Genomic DNA, 23,007 nt, shown 5'->3' with positions numbered 1-23,007 from the left:
TGTACTGATTGAGATGTAAGGTCAATGGTCCTTTGATTTGCAATTTCTATCTCTACATGAGACTTATAGATACAAAGATATGCAAAAAAGGAAAGACATAACAATACCACATAATGATTTACTTCCAAGAATTGTAAATCATTTACTTTTAAATGGAAGTTTGTTGGACAACCTTGGGGTGTGCCATGGCAAGATGGGAATTGTGCTTTTTCTTTATCACTATGCACAATTGGTAAATAATGGAGTTATTATGGAGTTTGCCGATGAACTACTAAATGAGGTAATTGACGAAATGCATGATGATCTTCCTTTTGATTTTGCAAACGGATATTGCGGTATAGGGTGGACAATAGAATATCTATTAGATAATCATTTCATTGAAGGTGACTCAAATGAAATACTCATGGACATTGACAAAAAAATAATGGAATGGGATGTAAGAAGAATTACACGAAATGATTTACTTTATGGGCTTGAAGGAATCTTGCATTATATCGTTTTTCGCTTATATAGGTGTGATACAGGTGTCATTTTTGACAATGAGTATTTGGAAAGCGTGTATTTTATAGCTTCTAAAATAATACAACAAAATAAAGAAAATAGAATCTCAGAACTTGCCTCTAAAATTCAACTATGGAGGGATGGTGAAAGAATAGTATACCATCCTAATGATTTAATGAAAAGAATCCTCATGAGAACTGATGAATATGATATGGAAATAACGGACTTTGACCTAGGCTTAAAAAATGGCTGTGTGGGGAAAGGATTAATTGTAATTTTTGATGAAGAAAAACTTTTACATAATCAATGAATTGTCACCTGCGGGAAACTACGGAATAGGAACCTATGTGTCACAAGTTCAGAAATGCTTTTTGAACGAAAAGGAAATTTCTGTATTTGTTGTTGAATTGTGCTCTAAAGAAAAAGAATATCGTTTTGATTCAAGGACTAATACAATTCATATCCCAATGGGGGAAAGGTATGCTTCCAACAAGAGAATTCAATATATACGAGGTGCCGCACGTCTTTTGAAGTTACATCTCCATACGACAGATTGTGATATATTTCTTTTTAACTTTTATACTCACTCTGAACTTATTTCCTTGATTAAGGAATCTTTCCCCAATTGTAAAATCCTCTTCACTGTTCATTATATGAAGTGGACACTCTTTGTGAAAGGGAATACGCAATTATTCAAAAGCATATTAAAGTATCCCTTACCTGAGCAAAAAACATCATTAACGAAACTTGTATATGAAACTTTTTTGGAAGAAAAAGAAGCTTTGGAAAAAGTGGATCATATAATTTGTCTTTCTCAATATACTAAAAACATTTTGGCAGATTATTATGGCATAGAAAACGAAAGGCTGACTATGATTTACAATGGACTAATAGATGAAACAAAGGAGCTTAAGATGACTAAAAAAGATTTGAGAAAAAAACTACATATATCTGTTAAGGAAAAGGTGATTTTGTATGTTGGCCGTTTGCACAAAGATAAAGGAGGAAAAGAATTAGTAAAGGCATTCCAGTTAGTTGCACAGAAAGATCCACGTTGCAGACTTATTATCGTGGGCAGTGGAGATGTGGCATTGTATCAAAATGAAAGTGAAAAAATATGGTCCAAAATCACTTACACTGGTAGGATAGACAAAACTCAAATCTGCAAATTCTATAAAATAGCGGATATTGGAGTGTTGCCATCTTTCAGTGAACAATGCAGCTATGTTGCCATTGAGATGATGATGTTCGGCTTGCCTATCATAGGTACTGACTCCACTGGCCTAGCAGAGATGATAAAGGAAAACAGGAATGGATTTAAAATTGAGTTACAGAATACAGAAGAAGGAGCGAAACTCTCAGAATTTGTTTTGGCAAAAAAAATAATTGAACTTCTAAATTGTCCATACAAAAAACGATTAGGAGAGAATGGACGTGAACTTTTTTTGCAAAAATATACCATTAGTCGCATGCAGAATGCTTTAAGGAGTCTAATTGTAAAACTTTAAGTGTATGGTTGACTATTGTTATTATAAACAAATATTCTTGTGGTGGCTATTGCTATTTCGTATTCTCCTTCCTGCATTTTCTCAAACAGATATTATCGGAAGGGTTGTCAATAAAAACCATAAAGGACTATCCGATATATCCGTACGGCTGATGCTTCCGGCAGACAGCAGTATTATAGGTTATTGTTTCACGGACGAAAAAGGAAATTACAAACTTTCTTACAAAGGAGATAACCCATATTTACTAATCAATATATCTGCAATAAACATCAAGCAACAAACGAAACGCGTTGAAAATAAGAGCCAAACCGTAGATTTTATAGCAGAAGAAGGGAGTGTTTCTCTTCGGGAAGTGGTCGTGAAATCTAATAAAATATGGGGCAATAAAGACACTATCAATTATTCGGTTGCAGCTTTCAAAGATAAGAAAGACTTGGTTATCGGCGATGTGTTGAAAAAAATGCCGGGTATTGATGTGAAAGAAAGTGGACAAATCACTTACAAGGGCAAACCTATCAATAAGTTTTATATTGAAAACCTTGATATGTTGCAAGGTCGTTATGGTATTGCGACAAACAATCTTTCTGCCAATGACATAGCAACTGTGCAGGTATTTGAAAATCACCAGCCCATAAAAGCTTTGGAAAAATCACAGTTCTCTAATGAAGCGGCTATCAACCTGAAAATCAAGGAAGGCAAGAAAGGTGTTTTTAGCATAATGGCCATGTTGGGATTGGGCGTCGATAAACACTTGCTTTGGCAGGAAGAACTCACCGGGATGTATTTCACCAAAGGACGCCAGCACCTGTTCACTTATAAAACCAACAATAATGGTACAGATGTAAACCAAGAACTGCGCTCGTTTACTGCCAATAATCCCATCGGAGAATTGCAAATGACCGGTGTGCAACAACCGTCGCCACCATCCATACGTTTTGAACGATACAACTTCAATACTTCACATGCTATTACGGCAAACAATCTGTTCAAGTTGAAAAATGATGCGGAAATAAGCACTAATCTTATTTATTACAACAATAAAGATAAACGGCACAGTTTCGCCCGAACATCATACGTGTTGCCAGGCGAAGACACGAGAATCATCGAAGAAGATATTTCGACCCGAAACAGAACCAATAACATTGAAGCAGAATTTCGATACAACTTGAACAAGGATCGCAACTATTTCAACAATTATCTCAATGTATCGGGAAGCTGGAATGACGATTCGGGTGAAGTCAATACAAGACAGTTGATTGGACAACGACTGAACAGCAAGAGTTTTTTCGCCAATAATGTTACACATTGGATCAAGCGGAAGGAAAATGAAAGAGGCATAGAGCTGATATCTCGAAATGCTTTTCGCACACAACCGCATCACTTGCGCATTACCCCGGGGTTGTATCCTGACCTCATAAACGCAGGCAATGAATACAAAGCTCTTTCACAAAGCGTGCGCTACAACGCTTTCGCATCAGACAGCAGATTCTCATTTCTTTCGGCAGTTGTGTTCGGTAATGTACGGTTCAGTCCGACGGCAAATGTCAAAATAGAACATCAAAGACTGCATTCCGTCATGGAAATAACGGCTAATGATAACGCCACTCATGCTGTTTTGAATGACGACATGCGAAATGATATCAATTGGACACGCGTCAATACCGGCATTTCACTTGATGTGGCATACAACGGAGATAATTTGAAAATCAGTTTCTCTATGCCTGTTACCTACCAATATACTGTTATGAATGCCCCACAAACAAAACGTAAAATGCAGAACATCGGTAAATTCTATTTTCAACCATCGCTGATGGCTCGGTATCGTTTCACCAATCAGCTGGAAGCCAACGGTGCTGCGGGATATTATACCCTAACACCGGGACTGATGACTCTTTATCCTGGCTATATCCTGCAAAACTATCGCACTATCAACAGATATAATGCACGGCTGTTTGATACCAGCAGTTTGATAGCTTCGCTCGGCTTATCCTATAAAAACGTCTTAAATATGTTCTTCGCAAGTGGAGACATTTCATTCAGTCACGATCATAGCGAGGGTATGTATGCTCAGACTTTCGATGGACAATTATCCGTAACTCAGGTGGCTATGCAACCCAATGATGGTAATTCCTTTTCGGTAAGCGGACGAATGAGCAAAGGATTTAATTGGAAAGCTTTGGTTCTTTCGGCAGAGGCTTCGTGGGGAAGAGCTGTAATTGACCAACTGCGTCAAAATAAATTGGTGAATTACAAGAGTCAATGGATAAATGCAAGCACATCGGTAAACTTAAAGCCATTCCGCTGGTTTCTCACAGAATATAAAATATCGTGGGGACGTAATAGAGGGAAGATTAGTTCGGGAGAAAATTTCAAACCGATACAGTCGATCAAGCAGCGAGCTGTTGTCGATATTTCGCTCCCGTTCAACATCAATCTTAATGGTTCATTGGAACATTATTATAACAATGCCATCCAAGGCGACAAAAGTTTTACGCTTGCAGACTTGGGGTTGACATTTGTGAGCAAAGGTATTCGATATTCGCTCGACTGGACAAATATCTTCAACACGAAGAAATATGTTTCGGCTTCTTACGGCTCATTAAATTCTTATTATTCCGAATATGACATTCGGCCAAGGTCTGTGATGCTAAAAGTTAGATTTAAACTGTTATAAACAAAATCTATATATAGATTATGAACGTAATCAGAAATGACATTCACTTTTTGTGTAAAAACAATTTGAGCCATTTAGCCCTTGCTGATTGCTTATGGTTTGTCGTTCCATTAGCAGGGGCTATGACATGACGAAAACGCTTGGGAACGATACAATTAATTCATAAAAGTAATAACAATAAAAAGTAACAACTATATGAAACTCAAAAAAATCAAACTGAATAAATTGGCTGAAAATAGTTTGGCTAATCGTGAAATGAAAGAATTGAAAGGTGGTAATTGCTGTCTTTGTGCTTGTCGTTATGCTGATCATGGTGGTTCATCCACAGCCGCCAATAGGGATGCAAACTATGATCACAATTACACGAGCGTAGGCTACCCACATCCCTGTAAATAACTCTTAACACCTATCAGTCTAAGCTTATAATTGACTTAGACTGATAGGATTTAAATTTCACTTAAAATAACGACAACATTAATGATGAATAAAATTGCGATTGCCATATTGGTCTTGTTCTCTTTGACTACAAATGCACAAGTTCTGAAGACGGATAACGTTGATGAATGGGGAGGAGGGGCATCTTTTCAATTAACCAATAAATTTGAAGTAAAAGATACTGCTAATGTGAAAGTTATTTATCAGTTGAAAGCCAAGGACAGGCATGGCAAAGAATATTTCGATGATATACAGATTCTGTTAATCGGGAAGAATTTGTCCAAAACATACAGCAATTATACTTATCTAGCCGACTCTACTGCAACAGCTTGGATCAGAAAAGGTTCACAAGTAATTCCCTCTGGGAGTGGAAAAAAGGCAATGCCAATAGAGGTCTTCAAGGACTATAAATTAAAAAAAATCACCATAAATTGTCGGAATATGATGAAGGAAGTATATCAGTATATAGAGCCTTATCCTATTAATTTCAATTGGCAGCTTGACATAGAAAAAAAGAAAATATTGGGCTATACGTGTCAAAAAGCCAAATGCTCATTCCGAGGACGCAACTATGTTGCGTGGTTTACATCTGAAATTCCAATAAGCGAGGGTCCCTATAAGTTTAGCGGATTGCCTGGCTTATCCTTCAGATACATGATGAAACAAGTCAATATGATTTTACTTGTATTGGTATAGAGAATACGCTGGGAAAAGAGACTATTAAGTTATGGAAATGGAATTACAAAAGTATAAGTAGAGAGAAATATCTGAAATTTGAGAAAAGTATCTATCATGATCCTATTTTTTATTTAAATCAAGCAGGAGTTAAAGTATTTAACGCAGCCAATAAAGAAATAAAGAATGCTTCCATCTCTTATAATCCCATAGAGATAGAATAAATACAAGTAAAAGGACTTAACTGTAATTATTTATGAAAGAATACTTAAAGCCTGATGACATAAGGAAATGTTTAGCAAATACTCCTCAAGTAACTTTTGAAGTGACGGATGCGTGCAATCTGAGATGTGAGTATTGCGGTTATGGAAAATTTTATTCCGATTATGATGAAAGAAAAAGTCAAATGTTATCTACCCCAAAGGTAATTAAATTCATTGACTTTTTGATTGATTTGTGGAATTCTACTTTTAATACTTCTGTAAATCAAAATGTATACATCAGTTTTTACGGAGGTGAACCATTGCTTAATTTCCCGTTTATCCGAAAAATTGTAAATCATTTACAGACGGCAAATTGTAAAACAAGAAAATTCACCTTTTCTATGACCACAAATGCTATACTACTTGATAGATTTATGGGTTATTTAGTAGAGCATGATTTTGATTTACTAATAAGTTTAGATGGAAATGAATACAATACATCTTATCGCATTGACGCTAATGGTAAAAATTCTTTTGACAGAATTGTAAAAAATGTTGACAAACTAAAAGAAAAATATCCTAGATATTTTGAAGACCATGTGAATTTTAATGCTGTTTTGCATAATCGAAATTCTTTTGATAGCATATACTCTTTTTTTAAAGAAAGGTATAACAAAATTCCCAGTATTGGTGAATTAAATGCTACTGGGATTCGTAAAGAATGATAGAGGAGTTTAACAAAACATACAAAAATTCAACAGAAAGTCTGTTACAGTCTGAGCATTACTCAGAAATTGAGAAAGATATGTTTCTGAAAAGCCCTACATTTCATTCCGCGACAGTTTTTTTGATGCAATATTCCAAATTCAGATACGAGAATTATAATGAATTATTATATGGTAAAACCAGCGAGAAGTTAATTTTCCCAACTGGAACTTGCTTACCTTTTGCAAAAAAAGTATTCATTACGGTCAATGGAAAAATCTTGCCTTGTGAACGGATTGGGCATCAATTTGCTCTAGGAAAAATTGATGGGAGTAAGATTGATTTAGACTTTGAAGCTATTTCACAAAAGTATAACGCCTATTATGCAAAGATGGATCATGTATGTAGTAAGTGCCATAACAAAAAGGCATGTACTCAATGCCTTTTCAATTTACCAGAAATTGATGAGAATGAGACACCAGAATGTCTCGGATTTATGGATAAAAAAGATGTTGAAATGTACTCCAATGCACAATACTCTTTTCTTGCCCGCAATCCCGAGGCCTATGACCGAATTATGAATGATGTAATAATTGAGTAAATAATATGACCAATCAAATTGATTTCTCTAAACCATATTGGTTTTACCTTTCACCGGATGTTTATGTAGCCGAGGTTTTTGAAGAAGCAAAGCTACTGCTTTATCATACCTGTACGGGAGGAAAACTTGAGGTTGAACATCAGAGTTGTATTCTGTTGATAAGGGAAGTTTATAAACCAGGCAATTTGGGAGTAATAAAACTTCCTATACTAAAGTCAGACAACACAGAGTTGATAGCCTTTATTAAAACTATTGTTAAGTTGGAAATGGGAAGGGTGATAGCTATTGATGATGAGAAACAAAAACCAATTAATTTGCTGCCAATTTTAAGTCTTTCTAAAGACGTGGATAAATTAAAAAATAAAAATGATTTCTCTTTAATTATTCCAGATCTGATAAGCTATTTGTCTGAGTTAAATATTTATATTAATGGGAAATGTACACATGAATGTTCTGCTTGTTCAAAGTATTACAAACAAGTCAAGTCGTGTTTTAAGTCTCATATGGATAATGAACTACACCCAAGTGTCTTACAGAAAGCGTTAAATCAATTGACATTCTCTCGGGTGAAAAGGATAAATATATTAGGGGGAAATATTTTTAAATACACCTATTGGGATAATTTAACTCTTCTAATGAACGAGTTTGAGTTTGATTTTCACCTTTGGGTAAATTGTTTGAACTTTCCTTCCCAAGGCACTAGGTTTTTACCAAATAATATTGTTTATGAGATTTTGGTTACATTTCCTATACAAATATCTTCCCTCCATACCGTGTTTCGTGAATATGGAACACGCTCTAAGTTCCATTTTTTAATTGAAAATGAAGAACAATATGGAATAGCAGTAAACTTAATTGAACGCATTGGTATAAAAGAATTTTCTGTAACCCCTATATACACGGGTAATAATATAGATTTCTTTTCTGAGAATGTATTTCTTGAAAAAGAAGATATTTTCTCTTCGGTAATCAGCATGAGAGAAATATTTCGGAATCAGAAATTGAATGCAAATAATTTTGGCAGCCTAACAATTCTCTCTAATGGTTCGATAAAAGCAAATATAAATACCAAAACGATAGGGAATATTTATCAAGACACTATTTTGGAATTAATTTACAATGAAATGGTAGATAATTCTGCTTGGAGAGTTATAAGGGACAATGATATTTGTAAGAGTTGTTTATATCAATTTTTGTGTCCACCCCCTTCAAACTATGAAATGGTCATAGGTAAACCCAATTTATGTCATATTAAGTTCTAAATGAAATCTTTCCCCAAATTTATTCAACTTGATGCTATGGATTGCGGTCCTACGTGTCTCCGTATGATAGCCAAACACTATGGCAGACACTATAGCTTGGAAACTCTCCGTCGCCATTCGTTCATTACACGCGAGGGAGTATCCATGCTGGGAATAAGTGATGCCGCAGAATACATCGGCTTCCGTACATCAGGAGTAATGATCTCATTTGACCAATTGGTAAATGAAGCACTATTACCTTGCATTGTTCATTGGAAACAAAACCATTTTGTGGTAGTATACAAGATTAGTCAAAATAGAAAAAGGGGACACCATATTTACGTTGCAGATCCCGCATTAGGCCTGGTAACATATGATGAAATCGAATTCAAAAAATGCTGGTATAGCGCAATAAAAAATAATGAAGAAAAGGGTACAGCACTACTTTTAGAACCCGGTCCAGAATTTTTCGAACACGAGGATGAAAAAGAAAATACCAGCCGTAGTTTATACCATTTCCTTCGCTATCTCTCACCTTACAAAAGCCAATTGGGACAGTTAGTGTTGGGAATGCTTGTTGTCAGTATCCTACAACTGATTTTTCCTTTTCTTACCCAATCTTTAGTGGATGTAGGCATACGAAATGGAAATATTAATTTTATTACATTAGTGCTAATTGCCCAATTGGTTATCTTCATTGCTCGCTTATCTGTGGAATTTATCCGTAGCTGGATTTTATTACATATAAATACTCGGATAAACATCGCCCTAATTTCTGATTTCCTTATAAAATTAATGAAGCTACCACTTCGATATTTCGATACAAAAATGACGGGAGACATCATGCAACGCATTGGTGATCACGGACGTATTGAATCGTTCCTTACAGGGAACTCTATCAGTACGCTCTTCTCGTTTATCAGCTTCTTTGTATTTACTCTTGTGCTGGCATACTATAATTTAACTATCCTCGTGATTTTCCTTACGGGAAACACTTTGTACATACTTTGGATTTTATTCTTTATGAGATACCGGCGTGAGTTGGACTATAAAAGGTTTGCCCAATCAGCAGGTGAACAAAGCAACATCATTCAGCTTATAACGGGAATGCAAGAAATCAAACTGAACAACTGCGAGAAACAGAAACGATGGCAATGGGAGCGCATTCAGGTAAAGTTATTCAAGATTGGTGTTAAAGGATTAATACTTGGTCAACTTCAACAAATTGGTTCTGTTTTCTTTAGCCAAACTACAAATATCATTATCTCATTCATTGCTGCCAAAACTGTAGTAGATGGAAATATGACATTGGGAATGATGATGGCTCTCACTTATATTATCGGGCAGTTAACAGCCCCTGTGGAGCAGTTCATCGACTTTGCCCGCTTGTTCCAAGATGCACAGATCAGTTTGGAACGGTTGAATGAAATTCATGGAAAGGAAGATGAGGAAGAAACGATAGAGAGCAAACTGACCATCCTGCCTAACAAACGAGACATTAACATAGAGAATCTCTCTTTTAGCTATGACGGTGCCGAGCGTGATTATGTGTTAGATAACATCTGCCTGACCATCCCACAAGAAAAAGTCACTGCCATTGTGGGGGCTAGCGGAAGTGGAAAAACTACATTAATAAAGCTGTTATTGGGGTTCTATGAACCAAATAAGGGGACAATTAAAATCGGTGAGACCCCATTAAGCATAATCAATCCGCACTTATGGCGCAGCAAATCAGGTTCGGTAATGCAGGATGGTTTTATTTTTTCCGAAACTATTGCGCAAAACATTGGTGTAGGGGATGATAATATAGACATCAAAAGGCTACGACATGCTGTAACAATAGCTAATGTCCGAGATTTTATTGATAGCCTACCCTTAGGTTATAATACCAAAATTGGAATGGAAGGAAATGGCATCAGCCAAGGGCAACGTCAGCGTATCCTTATAGCCCGTGCCGTATACAAAAATCCTGAATTTATTTTTCTTGATGAAGCCACCAACGCATTGGATGCCAATAACGAAAAGGAAATAATGAAACATCTGCATGAGTTTTATAAAGGTAAAACTGTTGTTGTGGTAGCACATAGACTAAGCACAGTGCGTAATGCAGACAAAATAGTGGTATTGGATCAAGGAAAGGTAGTCGAAGAAGGCACACACGAAGAATTGATTGCTTTGCGTGGAATATATTATAGATTGGTCAAAAATCAATTGGAATTAGGTAATTGATGGAATAATGGACAAAGAAGAAAATAAAAACAAAGAAATAGAACTTCACAGTGAAGAGGTGCAGGAAATAATGGGAGAAATGCCATCATGGCTTCTTTGTCATGGAATTACTGTATTATTTGTTATTGTGATATTCTTGCTAGTAGGTAGTTGGTTTTTCAAATATCCTGATGTAATACAGACAGAAATTGTAGTTACATCTATGGAACAGCCAGCAACAATAACAGCCCATTCAACGGGAAAGATAGACAGTTTTCTTACCAAGAATAATATAAAGAATAATATAATGGTTACAGCAGGGACACCATTGGCGGTCATTCAAAATCCCGCCAAGACCCAAGACATGCTTACACTAATAAAAATGATACATGCATGGGAGGCATCTGAATATTCGGAAACTGTAGCAAAAGAATTATTTACAGGAAAATCATTCTCATTAGGACCTGTCCAGTATGCCTATAATACTTTTGTAAGCTGTTTAGATGATTATCTGAGCTACAAGGAATCAAATTATTACACACAAAGAATTGCATTACAAAAATTGCAGATGTTAACTCAAAAAGAGTACTACAATGATATCGTTAAGCAGGTATCTGCTGAAAGGAAACAGCTTCAATCAAATAAAAACATCGTTGAGCAAGACTCAATCCGTGGTGTCAAGAAAATGATACCTGAGAGTGAGTATAATACATCACTAATACATTTCATGCAAAATAAGCAATCGCTATTCTTACTTAGTACCTCAGTCAAGCAAACTGAAATTCAGTTGATGAGAGATAAAGAAAACCTATTGAAATTGCAACAACAAGCTGCAGAACGAGAAACAGAGTATAGATTGTCATTGCAAAATGCCAAAAAAATATTGATTAGCCAGGTAAGATTGTGGGAACGAAACTATCTTTTATCAAGTCCCATCAATGGTATCATTACCCCAATGTATGATAGTTGGAATAGAAATCAAAATGTTAAGGTTGGAGAAGTTGTATTTATGATCATGCCCGCGAATCGGGGACCTATTAAAGGAAAAGCTTTGCTTCCTGCACATGGAGCTGGGAAAGTACAGGTTGGCCAACGAGTAAATGTACGTATCAGCAATTTTCCAGATCTGGAATTTGGCTATTTACTCGGAAAAGTGGAAAAAATATCGAATATCCCTGATGCACGAGGTTTCTATGCCGTAGATGTTTCTTTCCCCAATGGAATGAAAACCAACTATGGGAAATTGCTTCCTGTGTTTCCTCAAATGCGTGGAAATGCAGATATCATTACGGAAAATCTACGGCTAATAGAACGCTTTTTCATGCCAATAAAAAAAATTATTAAAAAACAACAGTGAAATGGGAAAAGAATACATTCTTTTGAAGAACTATACAACACGTCTGATAGAAAAAGGAACCTGTCTCCCAGACATTGGTCTTTGGAGCGGGAAAATGGGCATTGCCATATACTTGCTCTATGCTTCACAAATTACTAAAAGTAAGGAATATGAACATGAGGCTTCTAAGCTAATAGATGCTGTTTATAAACAACTTTCATTGAATCTTCCCCTTACTTTCGATAATGGGCTAATTGGTATCGGATGTGGTTTTGAACATATTATCTGTAAAGGATTTGTAAATGCTGATAGCGATGATATCTTATCTGAAATAGACATTGTTGCTAAAAGTATCATCGATTCCCGTTCTATTAACGATCTTGATTTTGGTAAAGGCATTTGTGGAATTGGCTACTATCTGTATCATCGTTTAAGATACCGAAATAATGATGACAAGAGTATGATTGTCTTAAAATTGAAGGAGTATTTGATTTATCTGATAGACTGGCTGGAAGAGCAGGTCTTGAAGACTGTAGATAAGCAAGGCTATAATGATGCTTACTTTCTGCTTGCCCGCTTATATAAACTGAACGTATTCAACCATAAAGTTGAGAGACTTGCAACAATGTGCCTACGTAAGATGATAGACTTTAATTGCCGAGTAGTGGATAATTATGAATTATTAGGAATACCATCATTAAAAGTATTGAAACCATGGATTTGACTTCAGAATTCACTATTGTCATACCCGTTCGAATTGATTGTAAGGAACGTAAAGAGAATTTAGATGCAGTATTATTTTCGTTGCTGAATACGACGAATGCGTTTATTATTCTTTTAGAGGCGGACACAGAACAGCATTATCACCGCGAAGAGAAGAGTGACAGATTAGAGCAAATTTTTGTTCAAGACGATAATCCTATTTTTCATAGAACACACTATCTGAACCGTCTACTGAATTTGTCAAAAACCAATATTGTAGGCATTTGGGATACTGACGTTATTTTACCAACAACCCAAATCAAGAAAGCTGTAATTGCAATTAAAAATGGAATAACGCTTTGTTATCCGTATAATGGGCAATGCCTGTTTTTAAATCCAGAACAGAGTGATTCTGCAAAGAAAAACATCGTATCCTTTCTGGATAATAAAGATTTTGATAAAATGGACATCTTTTCAATGGGGCGTCCTTCTGTTGGAGGGGCATTCGTTATAAACAAGGAACGTTATTTGAAAGTTGGTGGAGAAAATGAGAACCTCTATGGATGGGGACCAGAAGATGCCGAGCGCCTTAAGCGTATGGAAATTTTAGAAGAACCTACACAACGAATAAAAGGGCCGTTGTTTCATTTGTATCATCCAAGAGGAATCAATTCAACTATTGGATATGACGAACGAAGTAAACGCAATGTACAAGAATTTGTTGAGATTTGTAAGATGAATAGTGACCAACTTAAAAAATACATTAATAAATGGAGATGGAAACAATGAAAGAGCGACTTATTTTGGTGGGAAACAAACCTGCTTACAGAGCCGGATTACATGTGATAGTTGACTCATTTGATTATGTACTCAGAATTAGTCGGATGAATAATCTAGGAGTCACGGGTAATCGAATTGATGGTATCTATTTAGAAGCAAATGACATTTTTAAATATGTCTTTAAAGGTGGTGAAAACAAAAATGAGATAAAGAGAGCTAAGAACATCTTTATGCATCAGTATTGGTATGAACGTTTTCAAGAATGGAAAATATATTTAACAAGACGACAGTATGATAGTGTAGAAGTTATCAACCATGAAACGGCAATTCAAGACATTGGTTTTGAACGTCCAACAAGTGCTGTCTTGATGTTAGCTTACTTGCTAAACTCTCCGTGGAAAGACAGATTTGATATATATATCACATGCTTGGATATAGAAAATAGAGCTGAACTGATAGATAATAATCCTTTGTGGAATTATCACAACGGTGCAGGAATAATTGAAGAGAGGTATTTGAAGAATCTTATTGAGAATGAACTTGTCACACGAATTAAAGATGAATAATATCCCAATATTAATTCCCATAAAAGGGATAAGTCGGCGGTGTCCTGAAAAGAACAGTAGATTATTGCCTTTTACAATACAATTTCTATCTTCTCAAAATTGTATGAATAACGCCATCGTTATATCAGATAGTCCTAATTTATTGGAATTGGCAAAGAAATATGGGCTGAATACATATCTGGAAGTCAGGGAAGAAGGACAGGACGAGTTGGTTTCATGTTATAACTTCATTAAGAATACCAAACATAAGGCTTTTATTCTCTTGCCCGTCACCCAACCTTTCAGGGAAAATGGTCTTATTCAGCAGTGTTGTTCTTTATATAGAAAAACAACTAATGAGATAGATTTTATCACATCGTTCACTGAAATTCCCAACAGAGAGCGGTTTTATTTGAACTTTGAAGGTGATGTCCCTTGTTTCAGAAAGAGGTATACGCACAGGATGGGTGAGGCTTGTACGACTATCCCCATGATAGACGGTGCAATATATCTGATAAAAACAGAATTTATAAAGAAAGTCATTTCCTCTCAAAATACAAATAGTACTTTTTGGAATGGCAGATTCAGATGCATAAGGAATGGTGCACCATTCATAGACGTTGACACATTGACAGATATGAAAGGTATTGAAATACTTCGTCAATATTATTTGAATGTCGCTGAAAAAACATTTAAATTATGAAGTCGTCTTAACCTTTTCTTTCTTTCACTTTTTGATCTATATCCACGTTTTGCCACCAACAAATGAGCGGATTTTCAAATTTTATTATATATTTGTCCAGAACTTCGTACATGAGAGGAGTGTTTATCTTGGTTTACCAACGCAAAGATAATAAGCTCCTCTCAATTTATAGAACTTTTAGAAGTCAAGACAGCTTCTATATGAATTCAACGAATTCAAAATAATGCGAGTGTGCAAAACACCTTTTACATTTATGGAGGACATTTGAGGAAAATTACAATAGGTTTGCTTGTACATTCAGTAGATAAACTACGAAATTATTCAAACATAGAAGACAGAAAAGGTCTTTCTTATACACCTACACTTTAATTAAATGAGTAAGTGAGGGATTATCTTTAATTCGTCCAATCTCGGAATCTACTAATGAGAGAGCCTCTTGTTTTACTTTACGGTAATTGGCTTCGATCGTTTCTCTGAGATTGTCGGAACCATCTTCGTTTTGGAAATCTGTTATCATTGGAATGGACTGATAAGCTTTCATTTCTGCTGAAACCTTGGCACTGTCCACCACTATCTCTGCGTGGAAAATCTTCTGGTCGATACGCTCATCAAAATTGTCAGACACAGCACCGACAAACATACCTTGCGTGAGATTGCTAATTTTAGAAGCAGGAATAAGGCTGTCCATCTGCGTAGAAATAGATGTGGACTTATCATTACGATTAATGGTCATGGACTGCCGCTGTTGCAGAACCTTTCCAAACCGTTCGGAAAGCGTCTTAGCCGTCTCACCGACTACCTGCCCGGAAAACACATTGCCTACCGTATTTTGAATCACCTTGCTTTCCTTGTCGCCATAATCACGGGTAAGCTGTGAAAAGTCCTGAAAGCCTAAGCACACTGCTACCTTATTGCTTCGAGCGGTAGCAATTAAGTTATCAAGCCCACGAAAATAGATAGTCGGCAACTCGTCGATAATCACTGAGGATTTGAGTTGTTTCTTTTTGTTGATGAGTTTTACAATACGGCTGTTGTACAGACCGAGAGCCGCCGAATAGATATTCTGTCGGTCGGGATTGTTGCCGACCACGAGTACTTTCGGCTCATTAGGATTGTTGATGTCAAGTGAAAAGTCATCGCCCGTCATCACCCAATAGAGAGCCGGACTTATCATACGGGACAGCGGTATCTTGGCACTGGCAATCTGTCCCTGCAACTGGTCTTGCGCTCCGCCCTCCCAAGCGTCCATAAAGGGGGAAAGGTAATTGGCAAGCTCATCATAGGAGGTGAGTATTGGGAATATTTGTGCGTAGGGACGGTTCAGAAACTCTATGGCATGAGGGAAAGTACAATACTTTCCGTTCTCATAGATTTTGAGGAACCATATAATGGCAGCCAAAAGAATAATCGGCGACTCCACAAAGAAATCTCCCTGTTTCTGTATCCAACTGCGGTTTAAGTTAAGCATAATCGTATAGGCACTCTCGTAGGCATCCGATATATCCGTCATAAAGACAGGATTGATAGGGTTGCAGCGATGGCTCTTGCGTGGGTCGTCGAAGTTGATTACAAAGAACTGTGGTTTTACCTTGTAGGCGTCCAAATGATGGAGTAGGTGATTGTAGGCGATTTCAGACAAATCCGGGAACTTATAGTCGTAAATATACATGGCAAAGCCTTTCTCGATCTGTTGCTTGATGTAGTTGTTCACGATAGCATACGACTTACCAGAACCCGGTGTACCGAGCACCATTGAAGCCCGGAACGGATTGACAACATTAATCCAACCATTGTTCCATTTCTTCTTATAGTAAAAACGTGTAGGGAGATTGACAGAGTATTCATTCTCCATCAACCTTGTTTCTTGCATAAAACTTTCATTTTCTGTATTGAAAACATCGTCCATCAGATTGTTTTTGAGTAAACGGCTCATCCATACACCTCCCATCAGCAGACAGATATAGCCCACAGAGAGCGTGAAGATATAAAGCGAGGCTGCACCGACTTTACCGATCGGCAATGCTAAGAGCCACCAGTTGAGGAAGAAAAGCACAAAACCGGAGAAAAGTATTGTCCAAATCTTTGGCCACGTGATTTTCTCTTCCTTTACTCCCTTTGTGCCAAGACAGGACAGTGCAAGGAATACCACACAAAAGAGTTTCGTCCAAAGTATGGACGAAAATAAGCCCGCCGTGCGTTGGAAATTCATCAGAATCTTGTCCACTACAGCTATTGTAAAGTGCCATGTATGGAAAGCTTCATAGCAGAACCAATAACAGTTAATCAAGAGGAATATCACCGATATGCCCCGCATAAAGTCCATAACTTTTCCCAATGCCCTTAAATCATCTTCTTGTGCCATAATCGTAATGTTTTGAAGCCTCCCCCGCCCCTCCGAAAGGAGGGGCGGGGGAAATGCTCGTTTATTTAATGTTTTCTTCGTCTAAGTTTTATCTTACTTTGTTTGCGCAGTTTACGCTGCCATGCTGCTTCCTTCCAATCATCGTTGCCTGTAGGTAGGAAGAAACCATCTGCCATATCCTCGATAAGTTCATTGACAAGGTTGCTTCCCTCTTCCGTATCTGATTGAGAGGGTTGAACGGTTGGCGATGGTTCCAAATGTACAGACGTACTGCCATACAGCGTTTCATCCAAGAATGGGTTGTGCGTAGGATTGGAGAAATAGCCATTGAATATGTTGGCGGCATATCCCTTGCCTAAGCGTGAGCCATTGAGTGCAACGCCCACTTCGTCATCAATGAATGTGATACCATAGATACGTCCGCTTTGATTCTTTCGGATTACCATACACAAACCTTGTTCTTCCAATCTGCTCCGCAGGTCTTTCTCCGTATTGGGAGAGGTACGCATTGTTTGTAACACCTTGTTCCTTATGGTTGGTATCAGCGGCTTGATGGCTCGTTTTGATTTCTGCATCCTGTTCTGCACGGCAGTATAGCCCACACCACGGCCGATGTCCGAGGCATGGATGGGTGTGCTTACTTTATTGTTCTTGTCATCTGTCGGAACATAGACCAGTCCGTCATACTTCTTTCCCCGAAACTCCGTCTTCACTTCTTCTACGGCAAGGTTATATTTGTTCAGAATGGCATTCAGTTCGCCCAATGAACAGAACTTATAATGCTTCAGCACCATGCGGATAACGCTTGCCACCTGCTCCTTGATGTTTCCTCTATCAATATCCACCTTGGGCGTTTCTGTTTCCACCTTACCGCTAACCTTTGAACTTGGAATGAGACCAAATTTTCTTTCCAAAGCATCGGTAATTTGCTTGCTCCGCCGTTTCTCGAAACGGTCGTTGATCTTTCGTCCTTCATCATCCACACGAAGTGACACAATGTGGATATGCTCACGGGCGATGTCGTTGTGCTTGAACACGATATAGGGTTGCTTGCCGTAGCCGAGTGCCTCCATATACTCCCTGGCTACCTGCACGAGTTGCTCATCGGAGATTTTATCGTCCGGATGCGGATTAAGGGAACAATGGAACACCGTCTTCTTCGTTCGGCATTTCTTCGGCATCAAAGCCTCCATGTCGGCAAGCACGTCCTCCATCGTATAACGTCCCTCTCTGTCCTGATACAACTCAGCGGCAAGGAGAATGCTTGCTTCCCCTTTCTCCACCTTTTTGAAGTTATAGCCGAGTGCCCCTCCAAGGTTTTCCGTGGCAGAAATCTTGGCAATCATTTCTTACGGTAGTCTATGGTAAGACTGATGGCCTGCTCCTGCAAGGCAATGATTTGAGCAGACATTTTCTCCAATCTTTCAAGCAGAATCTGTGCGGTTTTTACGCTGTGATAGCTGTTGATGGCACGCACAGCTTGGTTATACAGCACGCCAATCTTATGGATTTGTGTCGTCAATTCGGAGAGTTTTCGGTAATACTCCACAGCGGACTTGTCCACCGTGATAACCTTGAAACTCTCTCCAAGAATGCGAGTGCGTACGAAATCCGACTTCGTTTTTGCCCCCGAACGCTGAAACAAATCAATCGCCCGTTGCTGGTCTTTAGGATTGGGCAACCGTACATGCCAGTTGTCCCATCGTGGCTTTTCTACCTTTTTTCGTTCTAAACGATATTCTGTACCTTTATTCATATTCATTTGGTCTTCTAATTACGACTTTGGAGTAATTCATCCCCCTTCGGGGCAAGGGTCTTTGTGGTACAAACGGCGGTTTGTGTTACAAAGACACACCTTGCTGCTATCAAGATTTGATGCAATAGAAGCATCCACCTGTAAGGGTGTCTGTTTCGAAGAATATACCTCCATGTATTATTCTCGCCTGCAAAGTTACGGCGAGTTTTCAAATATCTCATTATCAATGATATTCACTCTTTTTCCTTTCATTTCCCTGTACTTCACAGGTAGTTGAAACTTAGGATAAAACCTTGTTATTTTGCAACCAGATTCAGTTGAAGGACAACTTAAAATCCGTATGGGTAAAGAGTCAAAAAAGATGGTTTCAATCTCAAAAAGATTCAACCAATAATGGTCTGAACGACGGATGATTTTATGTCTTTGGGCTGAGTTAAAATTGACCGGAGTCAAAACTTAGCTTTTGAGCCGAGGCAAATGTATAGTTTCAAGTATAGACATGATATGGCTTATCAGCCAAGGTATAATTTAACTTATAACATAAGTAACAACCGATTATGAATATGGAAAAGAAAACAGAAAATCCCATCTATCTGGGTTTCGCCTCACAGAAAGGAGGAGTGGGCAAAAGCAGCCTTGCCGAAGTGCTGGCATCCATCCTGTACTACGAGAAGAACATCTCCCTTGCCGTCGTGGACTGCGACGGTACGCAGGAATCCTTCTACAAACTTCGCGAACGCGACAGAGACCTAATCGAGTCCTCGCCCGAACTGGGCAAGGAACTTCATGAACGACTGTCCCGCTACGGCAAGAAATCGTACCATATCATCAGAAGCAAACCAGAAAGAGCCATTTCCGATGTCATGAAATACCTGCACAAAATGAAGACGGCACCGCAACTGATTATCTTTGATTTTCCCGGCCATGCCCTTACAAGCGCCATGATGGAACTGTCCATTACGATGGACTATATCATTTCCCCGATAGAAGCCGACCCACAGTCGCTGGCATCGAGTTTTGCATACGCCAAGACAATCAGGGACCTGGGCATCGGTTTCGAAGGCTCACGCATTCAGGACTTCTTCCTACTTTGGAACAAAATCAACCGCAGTGCCAGTACTACGGTCATTGACCTGTTCAGCCAGAATGCGAGGGAGCAGGGACTGCCGATCTTCGATACCCGTATCTACAATTCCGTACGATTCAGCAGGGAGTTGGCACAAGGCGGTGTCAAAGGTGTTTTCCGATGCTCCTACCTGCCCCCGCAATGGCTCTCCGTCCGCAGACGGGTGTGGACGAGTGGGTAAGGGAGGTCATGGAGAAACTCAACTTGAAAACAGAGGATAGCGTATGAAATCTCTAAAAGAACAACGTGAGAAGCTGTTTCAGGAAAAATTGGCAGAGATGGCGGATATTGGTGTCAAGAAACGCACAGAGGAGAATACACCTGACTTTGACAATCCCATTGATTTGGATGACGATCCCGATTCAGTGGAAGAAGATAAAAGTGTTTCTCTTCAAGGGTATTATGGACAAGAAGATAAAATATCAAAAGACATACCGCTTGATGGCCGCACCGCCCATACTGCTCTGCCCGAGAAGCGAAAGAGAAACGCCAGAACAAAGGATTTTTCCCCTGCAATGGACTTTCCGGAATATGAGCAGCGTTTTTTGACGAGTGTTCGCAACGGACGTAACAAATCGGGGTTCAGTATTCATACCGAAATTCTCCAGATATTGCGTGATGTGCTGAGCGACATCAGGTCGGAGGCTTCCATCACGGGGTATATAGAGAATATCCTTCTCGACCATTTGAAAACGTATCAGGATTTGTTGAACCATACCGCCTCACAACGCAGGCGCGATAAGATCATAGACTTATGATAATAGATATATTGTTGGGCATATTGCTCCTGCTGGGGATTGCATGGGTGACCCTCGGCATCGCATACCTTTGGAGGCTTTTTCAAGACTCAGCAGCCCTATCAGGTAAGAACACTCCGAAACAGAAAGCTGGCAAGCCCAGTGAAAGTCCCAAACCTTCCGTTTCCCAAGAGCAAATTGACAGTGCCCGCCATATTCTGGTAGGCAGGAGCAAACCTTTCATTTCTCCGTCTGTCCCCGAAATTCCCGCTGTTTCCTCGTCTGAAAATTCAGCCAAAATTTCTGATACTTTTGCAGGGCAAAACACCCAAACAGGGCAGGGCGCGACCGAAAAAGCAGGAAGTACCGCAGAGGAGGACGACAATGAGATGGATGTCGATTATACGATGGACGAACCAGATGAGGACACCATAGCCCGTGAGGAACTGGAATTGGAAATCGGCGGACAAGGTGAAAGCCTGATAGCAGACGATTCTCTGCCCGAAGTATCACCGTCCAGTATCCTCGCAAGGGACATTATCCGTGTCAACGGTTGGCACAGGAATGACGATGCACTCGATGAGGAAAGCGAAACGGAGGTTCACAAAACGCTGCAAGCGATACGAGGGACTGAGCTCATGGAATACATGAAAGAAGCCGCACTCGGACAGGAGCAAGACCATCAGAAACTGCTCGCTGCCATCCGTAAAGTGGAAGAAGCGGAGTTGCAGGAGAATGATACAAAAATGACTTCTGCCCCTGAGACAGACAATGAAAACAATAACGAGGGAACGACGGAAGAAAAGCCGCTTTCCTACTATCTGTAAAACAATCCATATTGCAAACAGGGAAGGAGTAACGGACGGGGCGGCTCACTGGTAAAACAAGCCCATACGATAAGACAGAACCAGCCCCACCATCTCCTCCCATTAAAGAATATTCATTAACAACTTAAAATAAACAGAACAATGGACAAAAAGAAAATCATGATGCTGCTGTTCCTGCTGACGCTACCGCCATAGGAGCATACGCACAGGGCAACGGTATTGCCGGAATCAATGAAGCAACGAAAATGGTAACCTCCTACTTCGACCCCGGCACGAAACTCATTTATGCCGTAGGGGCGGTAGTGGGGTTGATAGGAGGAATAAAAGTGTATAACAAGTTCTCAAGTGGTGACCCCGATACGAGCAAGACCGCAGCCTCTTGGTTTGGTGCGTGTATCTTTCTCATCGTGGCTGCCACTATCTTGAGAAGTTTCTTCCTGTAAGGCGATGGCAGCATTTGAAATCAACAAGGGTGTAGGCCGGACGGTAGAGTTCAAGGGCTTGAAGGCACAGTACCTCTTCCTCTTTGCAGGAGGGCTGCTGGCAGTCTTCATTCTCGTGGTCATTCTCTATCTCTGCGGCATCAGTCAGATAGCCTGTCTTGTCATAGGTGTAGTGGGTGCCACCATAGTGGTGTGGCAAACGTTCACCATGAACAGAAAGTACGGGCAGTACGGACTGATGAAGAAAGGAGCAGTGCGTATGCACCCACGCTACCTTGTGAACCGCCGTACGGTCTGCCACCTTATCCGTAACCTTCAACCAAAGAAAGCGAAGCAATGAGAAATAAAAGCAAGATAACAACCTTGGAATCGAAGTTTCCGCTGCTCTCCATAGAGCAGGGCTGCCTGGTGAGCAAGGATGCTGACATCACGGTGGCTTTCCGTGTGGAACTGCCAGAACTCTTCACCGTTACCTCTACAGAATACGAAGCAATGCACTCGGCTTGGCACAAGGCAATCAAGGTGCTACCCAATTACAGCATCGTACACAAGCAGGACTGGTTCATTAAGGAGGACTACCAAGGCAAGCTCTCCGAGGGTGGATTGAGTTTCCTTGCCCGTGCATCGGAACGGCACTTCAACGAACGTCCGTATCTCCACCACTCTGTCTATCTCTTCCTTACCAAGACCAACAAGCAGCGTATGGCACAGCAGAGCAATTTTTCCTCGCTCTGTCGTGGACACCTGCTGCCCAAGGAAATCACCAACAAAGACGAGGTGATGAAGTTCATGGAAGCCGTCGATCAGTTCGAGCGTATCATCAACGATACCGAACAGATAAGGATTATCCGCATGACGGAAGAGGAATTGGTAGGCACAAAGGAAAGAGGCGGTCTGCTTGACAGGTATTTCTCTCTATCTGAAGAGGGACATGCTTCA

At 39.3% G+C, this 23,007-nt stretch carries 21 protein-coding genes and 2 pseudogenes; 20 read left to right on the top strand and 3 right to left on the bottom strand.

Annotation, left to right across the window (positions count from 1 at the left end):
- Window positions 1-79 precede the first annotated feature (79 nt).
- From JCM12259_RS09020 to JCM12259_RS08960, 14 genes are all read left to right on the top strand, one after another.
- Window positions 80-811, top strand: a complete 732-nt coding sequence (locus tag JCM12259_RS09020; RefSeq protein ID WP_025066214.1) for a lanthionine synthetase LanC family protein — start codon at window positions 80-82, stop codon at window positions 809-811.
- Entirely contained in the window at window positions 783-2,009 is a 1,227-nt protein-coding gene (locus tag JCM12259_RS09015) for a TIGR04157 family glycosyltransferase (protein WP_025066213.1), read from the top strand. Before JCM12259_RS09020 ends, JCM12259_RS09015 begins: the two co-directional genes overlap by 29 nt.
- Window positions 2,010-2,013: 4 nt before the next feature.
- Complete coding sequence (locus JCM12259_RS09010; RefSeq protein ID WP_025066212.1) at window positions 2,014-4,683, top strand: peptidase associated/transthyretin-like domain-containing protein; 2,670 nt, start codon at window positions 2,014-2,016, stop codon at window positions 4,681-4,683.
- Between the two features lie 195 nt (window positions 4,684-4,878).
- On the top strand, window positions 4,879-5,079 hold the full coding sequence (locus tag JCM12259_RS16210; RefSeq protein WP_081784186.1) for a TIGR04149 family rSAM-modified RiPP: 201 nt from the start codon (window positions 4,879-4,881) through the stop codon (window positions 5,077-5,079).
- Window positions 5,080-5,160: 81 nt separating this feature from the next.
- Window positions 5,161-5,814 (top strand): GLPGLI family protein, encoded by a 654-nt coding sequence (locus JCM12259_RS09000; RefSeq protein WP_025066210.1) that lies wholly within the window; start codon window positions 5,161-5,163, stop codon window positions 5,812-5,814.
- A gap of 235 nt (window positions 5,815-6,049) precedes the next feature.
- Window positions 6,050-6,721, top strand: a complete 672-nt coding sequence (locus tag JCM12259_RS17340) for a radical SAM peptide maturase (RefSeq protein ID WP_234396589.1) — start codon at window positions 6,050-6,052, stop codon at window positions 6,719-6,721.
- Window positions 6,718-7,302: a hypothetical protein gene (locus tag JCM12259_RS17335; RefSeq protein ID WP_234396588.1), complete on the top strand. Its 585-nt coding sequence runs from the start codon at window positions 6,718-6,720 to the stop codon at window positions 7,300-7,302. The genes JCM12259_RS17340 and JCM12259_RS17335 overlap by 4 nt, the downstream gene beginning before the upstream one ends.
- A gap of 5 nt (window positions 7,303-7,307) precedes the next feature.
- Window positions 7,308-8,564, top strand: coding sequence for a TIGR04150 pseudo-rSAM protein (locus JCM12259_RS08990; protein ID WP_025066209.1), 1,257 nt, complete (start codon window positions 7,308-7,310; stop codon window positions 8,562-8,564).
- The gene (locus tag JCM12259_RS08985; protein ID WP_025066208.1) at window positions 8,565-10,772 is read left to right on the top strand and encodes a peptidase domain-containing ABC transporter; all 2,208 of its coding nucleotides are present in this window, start codon (window positions 8,565-8,567) and stop codon (window positions 10,770-10,772) included.
- Between the two features lie 7 nt (window positions 10,773-10,779).
- Entirely contained in the window at window positions 10,780-12,108 is a 1,329-nt protein-coding gene (locus JCM12259_RS08980) for an HlyD family secretion protein (RefSeq protein ID WP_025066207.1), read from the top strand.
- 1 nt (window position 12,109) lies between these two features.
- A complete protein-coding gene (locus tag JCM12259_RS14740) occupies window positions 12,110-12,811 on the top strand; it encodes a lanthionine synthetase LanC family protein (RefSeq protein WP_025066206.1) in 702 nt (233 codons plus the stop codon).
- On the top strand, window positions 12,802-13,578 hold the full coding sequence (locus JCM12259_RS08970) for a galactosyltransferase-related protein (protein WP_025066205.1): 777 nt from the start codon (window positions 12,802-12,804) through the stop codon (window positions 13,576-13,578). The genes JCM12259_RS14740 and JCM12259_RS08970 overlap by 10 nt, the downstream gene beginning before the upstream one ends.
- Window positions 13,566-14,135 carry a hypothetical protein gene (locus JCM12259_RS08965; RefSeq protein ID WP_234396587.1) on the top strand — a complete coding sequence of 190 codons (570 nt, stop codon included), beginning with the start codon at window positions 13,566-13,568 and terminating at the stop codon, window positions 14,133-14,135. The genes JCM12259_RS08970 and JCM12259_RS08965 overlap by 13 nt, the downstream gene beginning before the upstream one ends.
- A 103-nt stretch (window positions 14,136-14,238) precedes the next feature.
- Window positions 14,239-14,817, top strand: coding sequence for a glycosyltransferase family protein (locus tag JCM12259_RS08960; protein ID WP_025066203.1), 579 nt, complete (start codon window positions 14,239-14,241; stop codon window positions 14,815-14,817).
- A gap of 358 nt (window positions 14,818-15,175) precedes the next feature.
- On the opposite strand, the gene mobC is transcribed toward JCM12259_RS08960, so the two are convergent.
- The 3 genes from mobC to JCM12259_RS08940 all read right to left on the bottom strand — a co-directional run bounded on the left by mobC (window position 15,176) and on the right by JCM12259_RS08940 (window position 18,941).
- Window positions 15,176-17,179 carry a conjugal transfer protein MobC gene (mobC, locus tag JCM12259_RS08950; RefSeq protein WP_025066202.1) on the bottom strand — a complete coding sequence of 668 codons (2,004 nt, stop codon included), beginning with the start codon at window positions 17,177-17,179 and terminating at the stop codon, window positions 15,176-15,178.
- A 65-nt stretch (window positions 17,180-17,244) separates the two neighbouring features.
- Window positions 17,245-18,525, bottom strand: coding sequence for a conjugal transfer protein MobB (gene mobB / locus JCM12259_RS08945; RefSeq protein ID WP_025066201.1), 1,281 nt, complete (start codon window positions 18,523-18,525; stop codon window positions 17,245-17,247).
- Window positions 18,522-18,941 carry a plasmid mobilization protein gene (locus tag JCM12259_RS08940; RefSeq protein WP_148299606.1) on the bottom strand — a complete coding sequence of 140 codons (420 nt, stop codon included), beginning with the start codon at window positions 18,939-18,941 and terminating at the stop codon, window positions 18,522-18,524. The genes mobB and JCM12259_RS08940 overlap by 4 nt, the downstream gene beginning before the upstream one ends.
- A 551-nt stretch (window positions 18,942-19,492) precedes the next feature.
- Here JCM12259_RS08940 and JCM12259_RS14735 point away from each other — a divergent pair.
- The 6 genes and pseudogenes from JCM12259_RS14735 to JCM12259_RS14725 all read left to right on the top strand — a co-directional run.
- Window positions 19,493-20,289 (top strand): annotated as a pseudogene (locus JCM12259_RS14735) (ParA family protein).
- On the top strand, window positions 20,286-20,819 hold the full coding sequence (locus JCM12259_RS08930) for a DUF3408 domain-containing protein (protein ID WP_025066199.1): 534 nt from the start codon (window positions 20,286-20,288) through the stop codon (window positions 20,817-20,819). Before JCM12259_RS14735 ends, JCM12259_RS08930 begins: the two are co-directional and overlap by 4 nt.
- Complete coding sequence (locus JCM12259_RS08925; RefSeq protein ID WP_025066198.1) at window positions 20,816-21,625, top strand: hypothetical protein; 810 nt, start codon at window positions 20,816-20,818, stop codon at window positions 21,623-21,625. Before JCM12259_RS08930 ends, JCM12259_RS08925 begins: the two co-directional genes overlap by 4 nt.
- 141 nt (window positions 21,626-21,766) lie before the next feature.
- A pseudogene (locus tag JCM12259_RS14730) lies at window positions 21,767-22,068 on the top strand (DUF4134 domain-containing protein).
- Between the two features lie 4 nt (window positions 22,069-22,072).
- Window positions 22,073-22,408 (top strand): DUF4133 domain-containing protein, encoded by a 336-nt coding sequence (locus JCM12259_RS08915; RefSeq protein WP_004365136.1) that lies wholly within the window; start codon window positions 22,073-22,075, stop codon window positions 22,406-22,408.
- Window positions 22,405-23,007 (top strand): TraG family conjugative transposon ATPase (locus JCM12259_RS14725; RefSeq protein ID WP_036888849.1); only part of this gene is annotated, 603 nt, incomplete at its 3' end. The genes JCM12259_RS08915 and JCM12259_RS14725, both read left to right, overlap by 4 nt.

Origin of the sequence: Hoylesella enoeca JCM 12259 (genome assembly GCF_000613405.1) — a bacterium.
GTDB lineage: Bacteria > Bacteroidota > Bacteroidia > Bacteroidales > Bacteroidaceae > Prevotella > Prevotella enoeca.
Note: the sequence above shows the minus strand (reverse complement) of the source record. Positions and strands in the feature narration are given on the sequence as shown.

Excerpts from the sequence above, each read along its gene's own strand:
- JCM12259_RS09020 (WP_025066214.1), top strand. The coding sequence starts at position 80 with ATGCAAAAAAGGAAAGACATAACAATACCACATAATGATTTACTTCCA.
- JCM12259_RS09015 (WP_025066213.1), top strand. The coding sequence starts at position 783 with ATGAAGAAAAACTTTTACATAATCAATGAATTGTCACCTGCGGGAAAC.
- JCM12259_RS09010 (WP_025066212.1), top strand. The coding sequence starts at position 2,014 with ATGGTTGACTATTGTTATTATAAACAAATATTCTTGTGGTGGCTATTG.
- JCM12259_RS16210 (WP_081784186.1), top strand. The coding sequence starts at position 4,879 with ATGAAACTCAAAAAAATCAAACTGAATAAATTGGCTGAAAATAGTTTG.
- JCM12259_RS09000 (WP_025066210.1), top strand. The coding sequence starts at position 5,161 with ATGATGAATAAAATTGCGATTGCCATATTGGTCTTGTTCTCTTTGACT.
- JCM12259_RS17340 (WP_234396589.1), top strand. The coding sequence starts at position 6,050 with ATGAAAGAATACTTAAAGCCTGATGACATAAGGAAATGTTTAGCAAAT.
- JCM12259_RS17335 (WP_234396588.1), top strand. The coding sequence starts at position 6,718 with ATGATAGAGGAGTTTAACAAAACATACAAAAATTCAACAGAAAGTCTG.
- JCM12259_RS08990 (WP_025066209.1), top strand. The coding sequence starts at position 7,308 with ATGACCAATCAAATTGATTTCTCTAAACCATATTGGTTTTACCTTTCA.
- JCM12259_RS08985 (WP_025066208.1), top strand. The coding sequence starts at position 8,565 with ATGAAATCTTTCCCCAAATTTATTCAACTTGATGCTATGGATTGCGGT.
- JCM12259_RS08980 (WP_025066207.1), top strand. The coding sequence starts at position 10,780 with ATGGACAAAGAAGAAAATAAAAACAAAGAAATAGAACTTCACAGTGAA.
- JCM12259_RS14740 (WP_025066206.1), top strand. The coding sequence starts at position 12,110 with ATGGGAAAAGAATACATTCTTTTGAAGAACTATACAACACGTCTGATA.
- JCM12259_RS08970 (WP_025066205.1), top strand. The coding sequence starts at position 12,802 with ATGGATTTGACTTCAGAATTCACTATTGTCATACCCGTTCGAATTGAT.
- JCM12259_RS08965 (WP_234396587.1), top strand. The coding sequence starts at position 13,566 with ATGGAAACAATGAAAGAGCGACTTATTTTGGTGGGAAACAAACCTGCT.
- JCM12259_RS08960 (WP_025066203.1), top strand. The coding sequence starts at position 14,239 with ATGAATAACGCCATCGTTATATCAGATAGTCCTAATTTATTGGAATTG.
- mobC (WP_025066202.1), bottom strand. The coding sequence starts at position 17,179 with ATGGCACAAGAAGATGATTTAAGGGCATTGGGAAAAGTTATGGACTTT.
- mobB (WP_025066201.1), bottom strand. The coding sequence starts at position 18,525 with ATGATTGCCAAGATTTCTGCCACGGAAAACCTTGGAGGGGCACTCGGC.
- JCM12259_RS08940 (WP_148299606.1), bottom strand. The coding sequence starts at position 18,941 with ATGAATATGAATAAAGGTACAGAATATCGTTTAGAACGAAAAAAGGTA.
- JCM12259_RS08930 (WP_025066199.1), top strand. The coding sequence starts at position 20,286 with ATGAAATCTCTAAAAGAACAACGTGAGAAGCTGTTTCAGGAAAAATTG.
- JCM12259_RS08925 (WP_025066198.1), top strand. The coding sequence starts at position 20,816 with ATGATAATAGATATATTGTTGGGCATATTGCTCCTGCTGGGGATTGCA.
- JCM12259_RS08915 (WP_004365136.1), top strand. The coding sequence starts at position 22,073 with ATGGCAGCATTTGAAATCAACAAGGGTGTAGGCCGGACGGTAGAGTTC.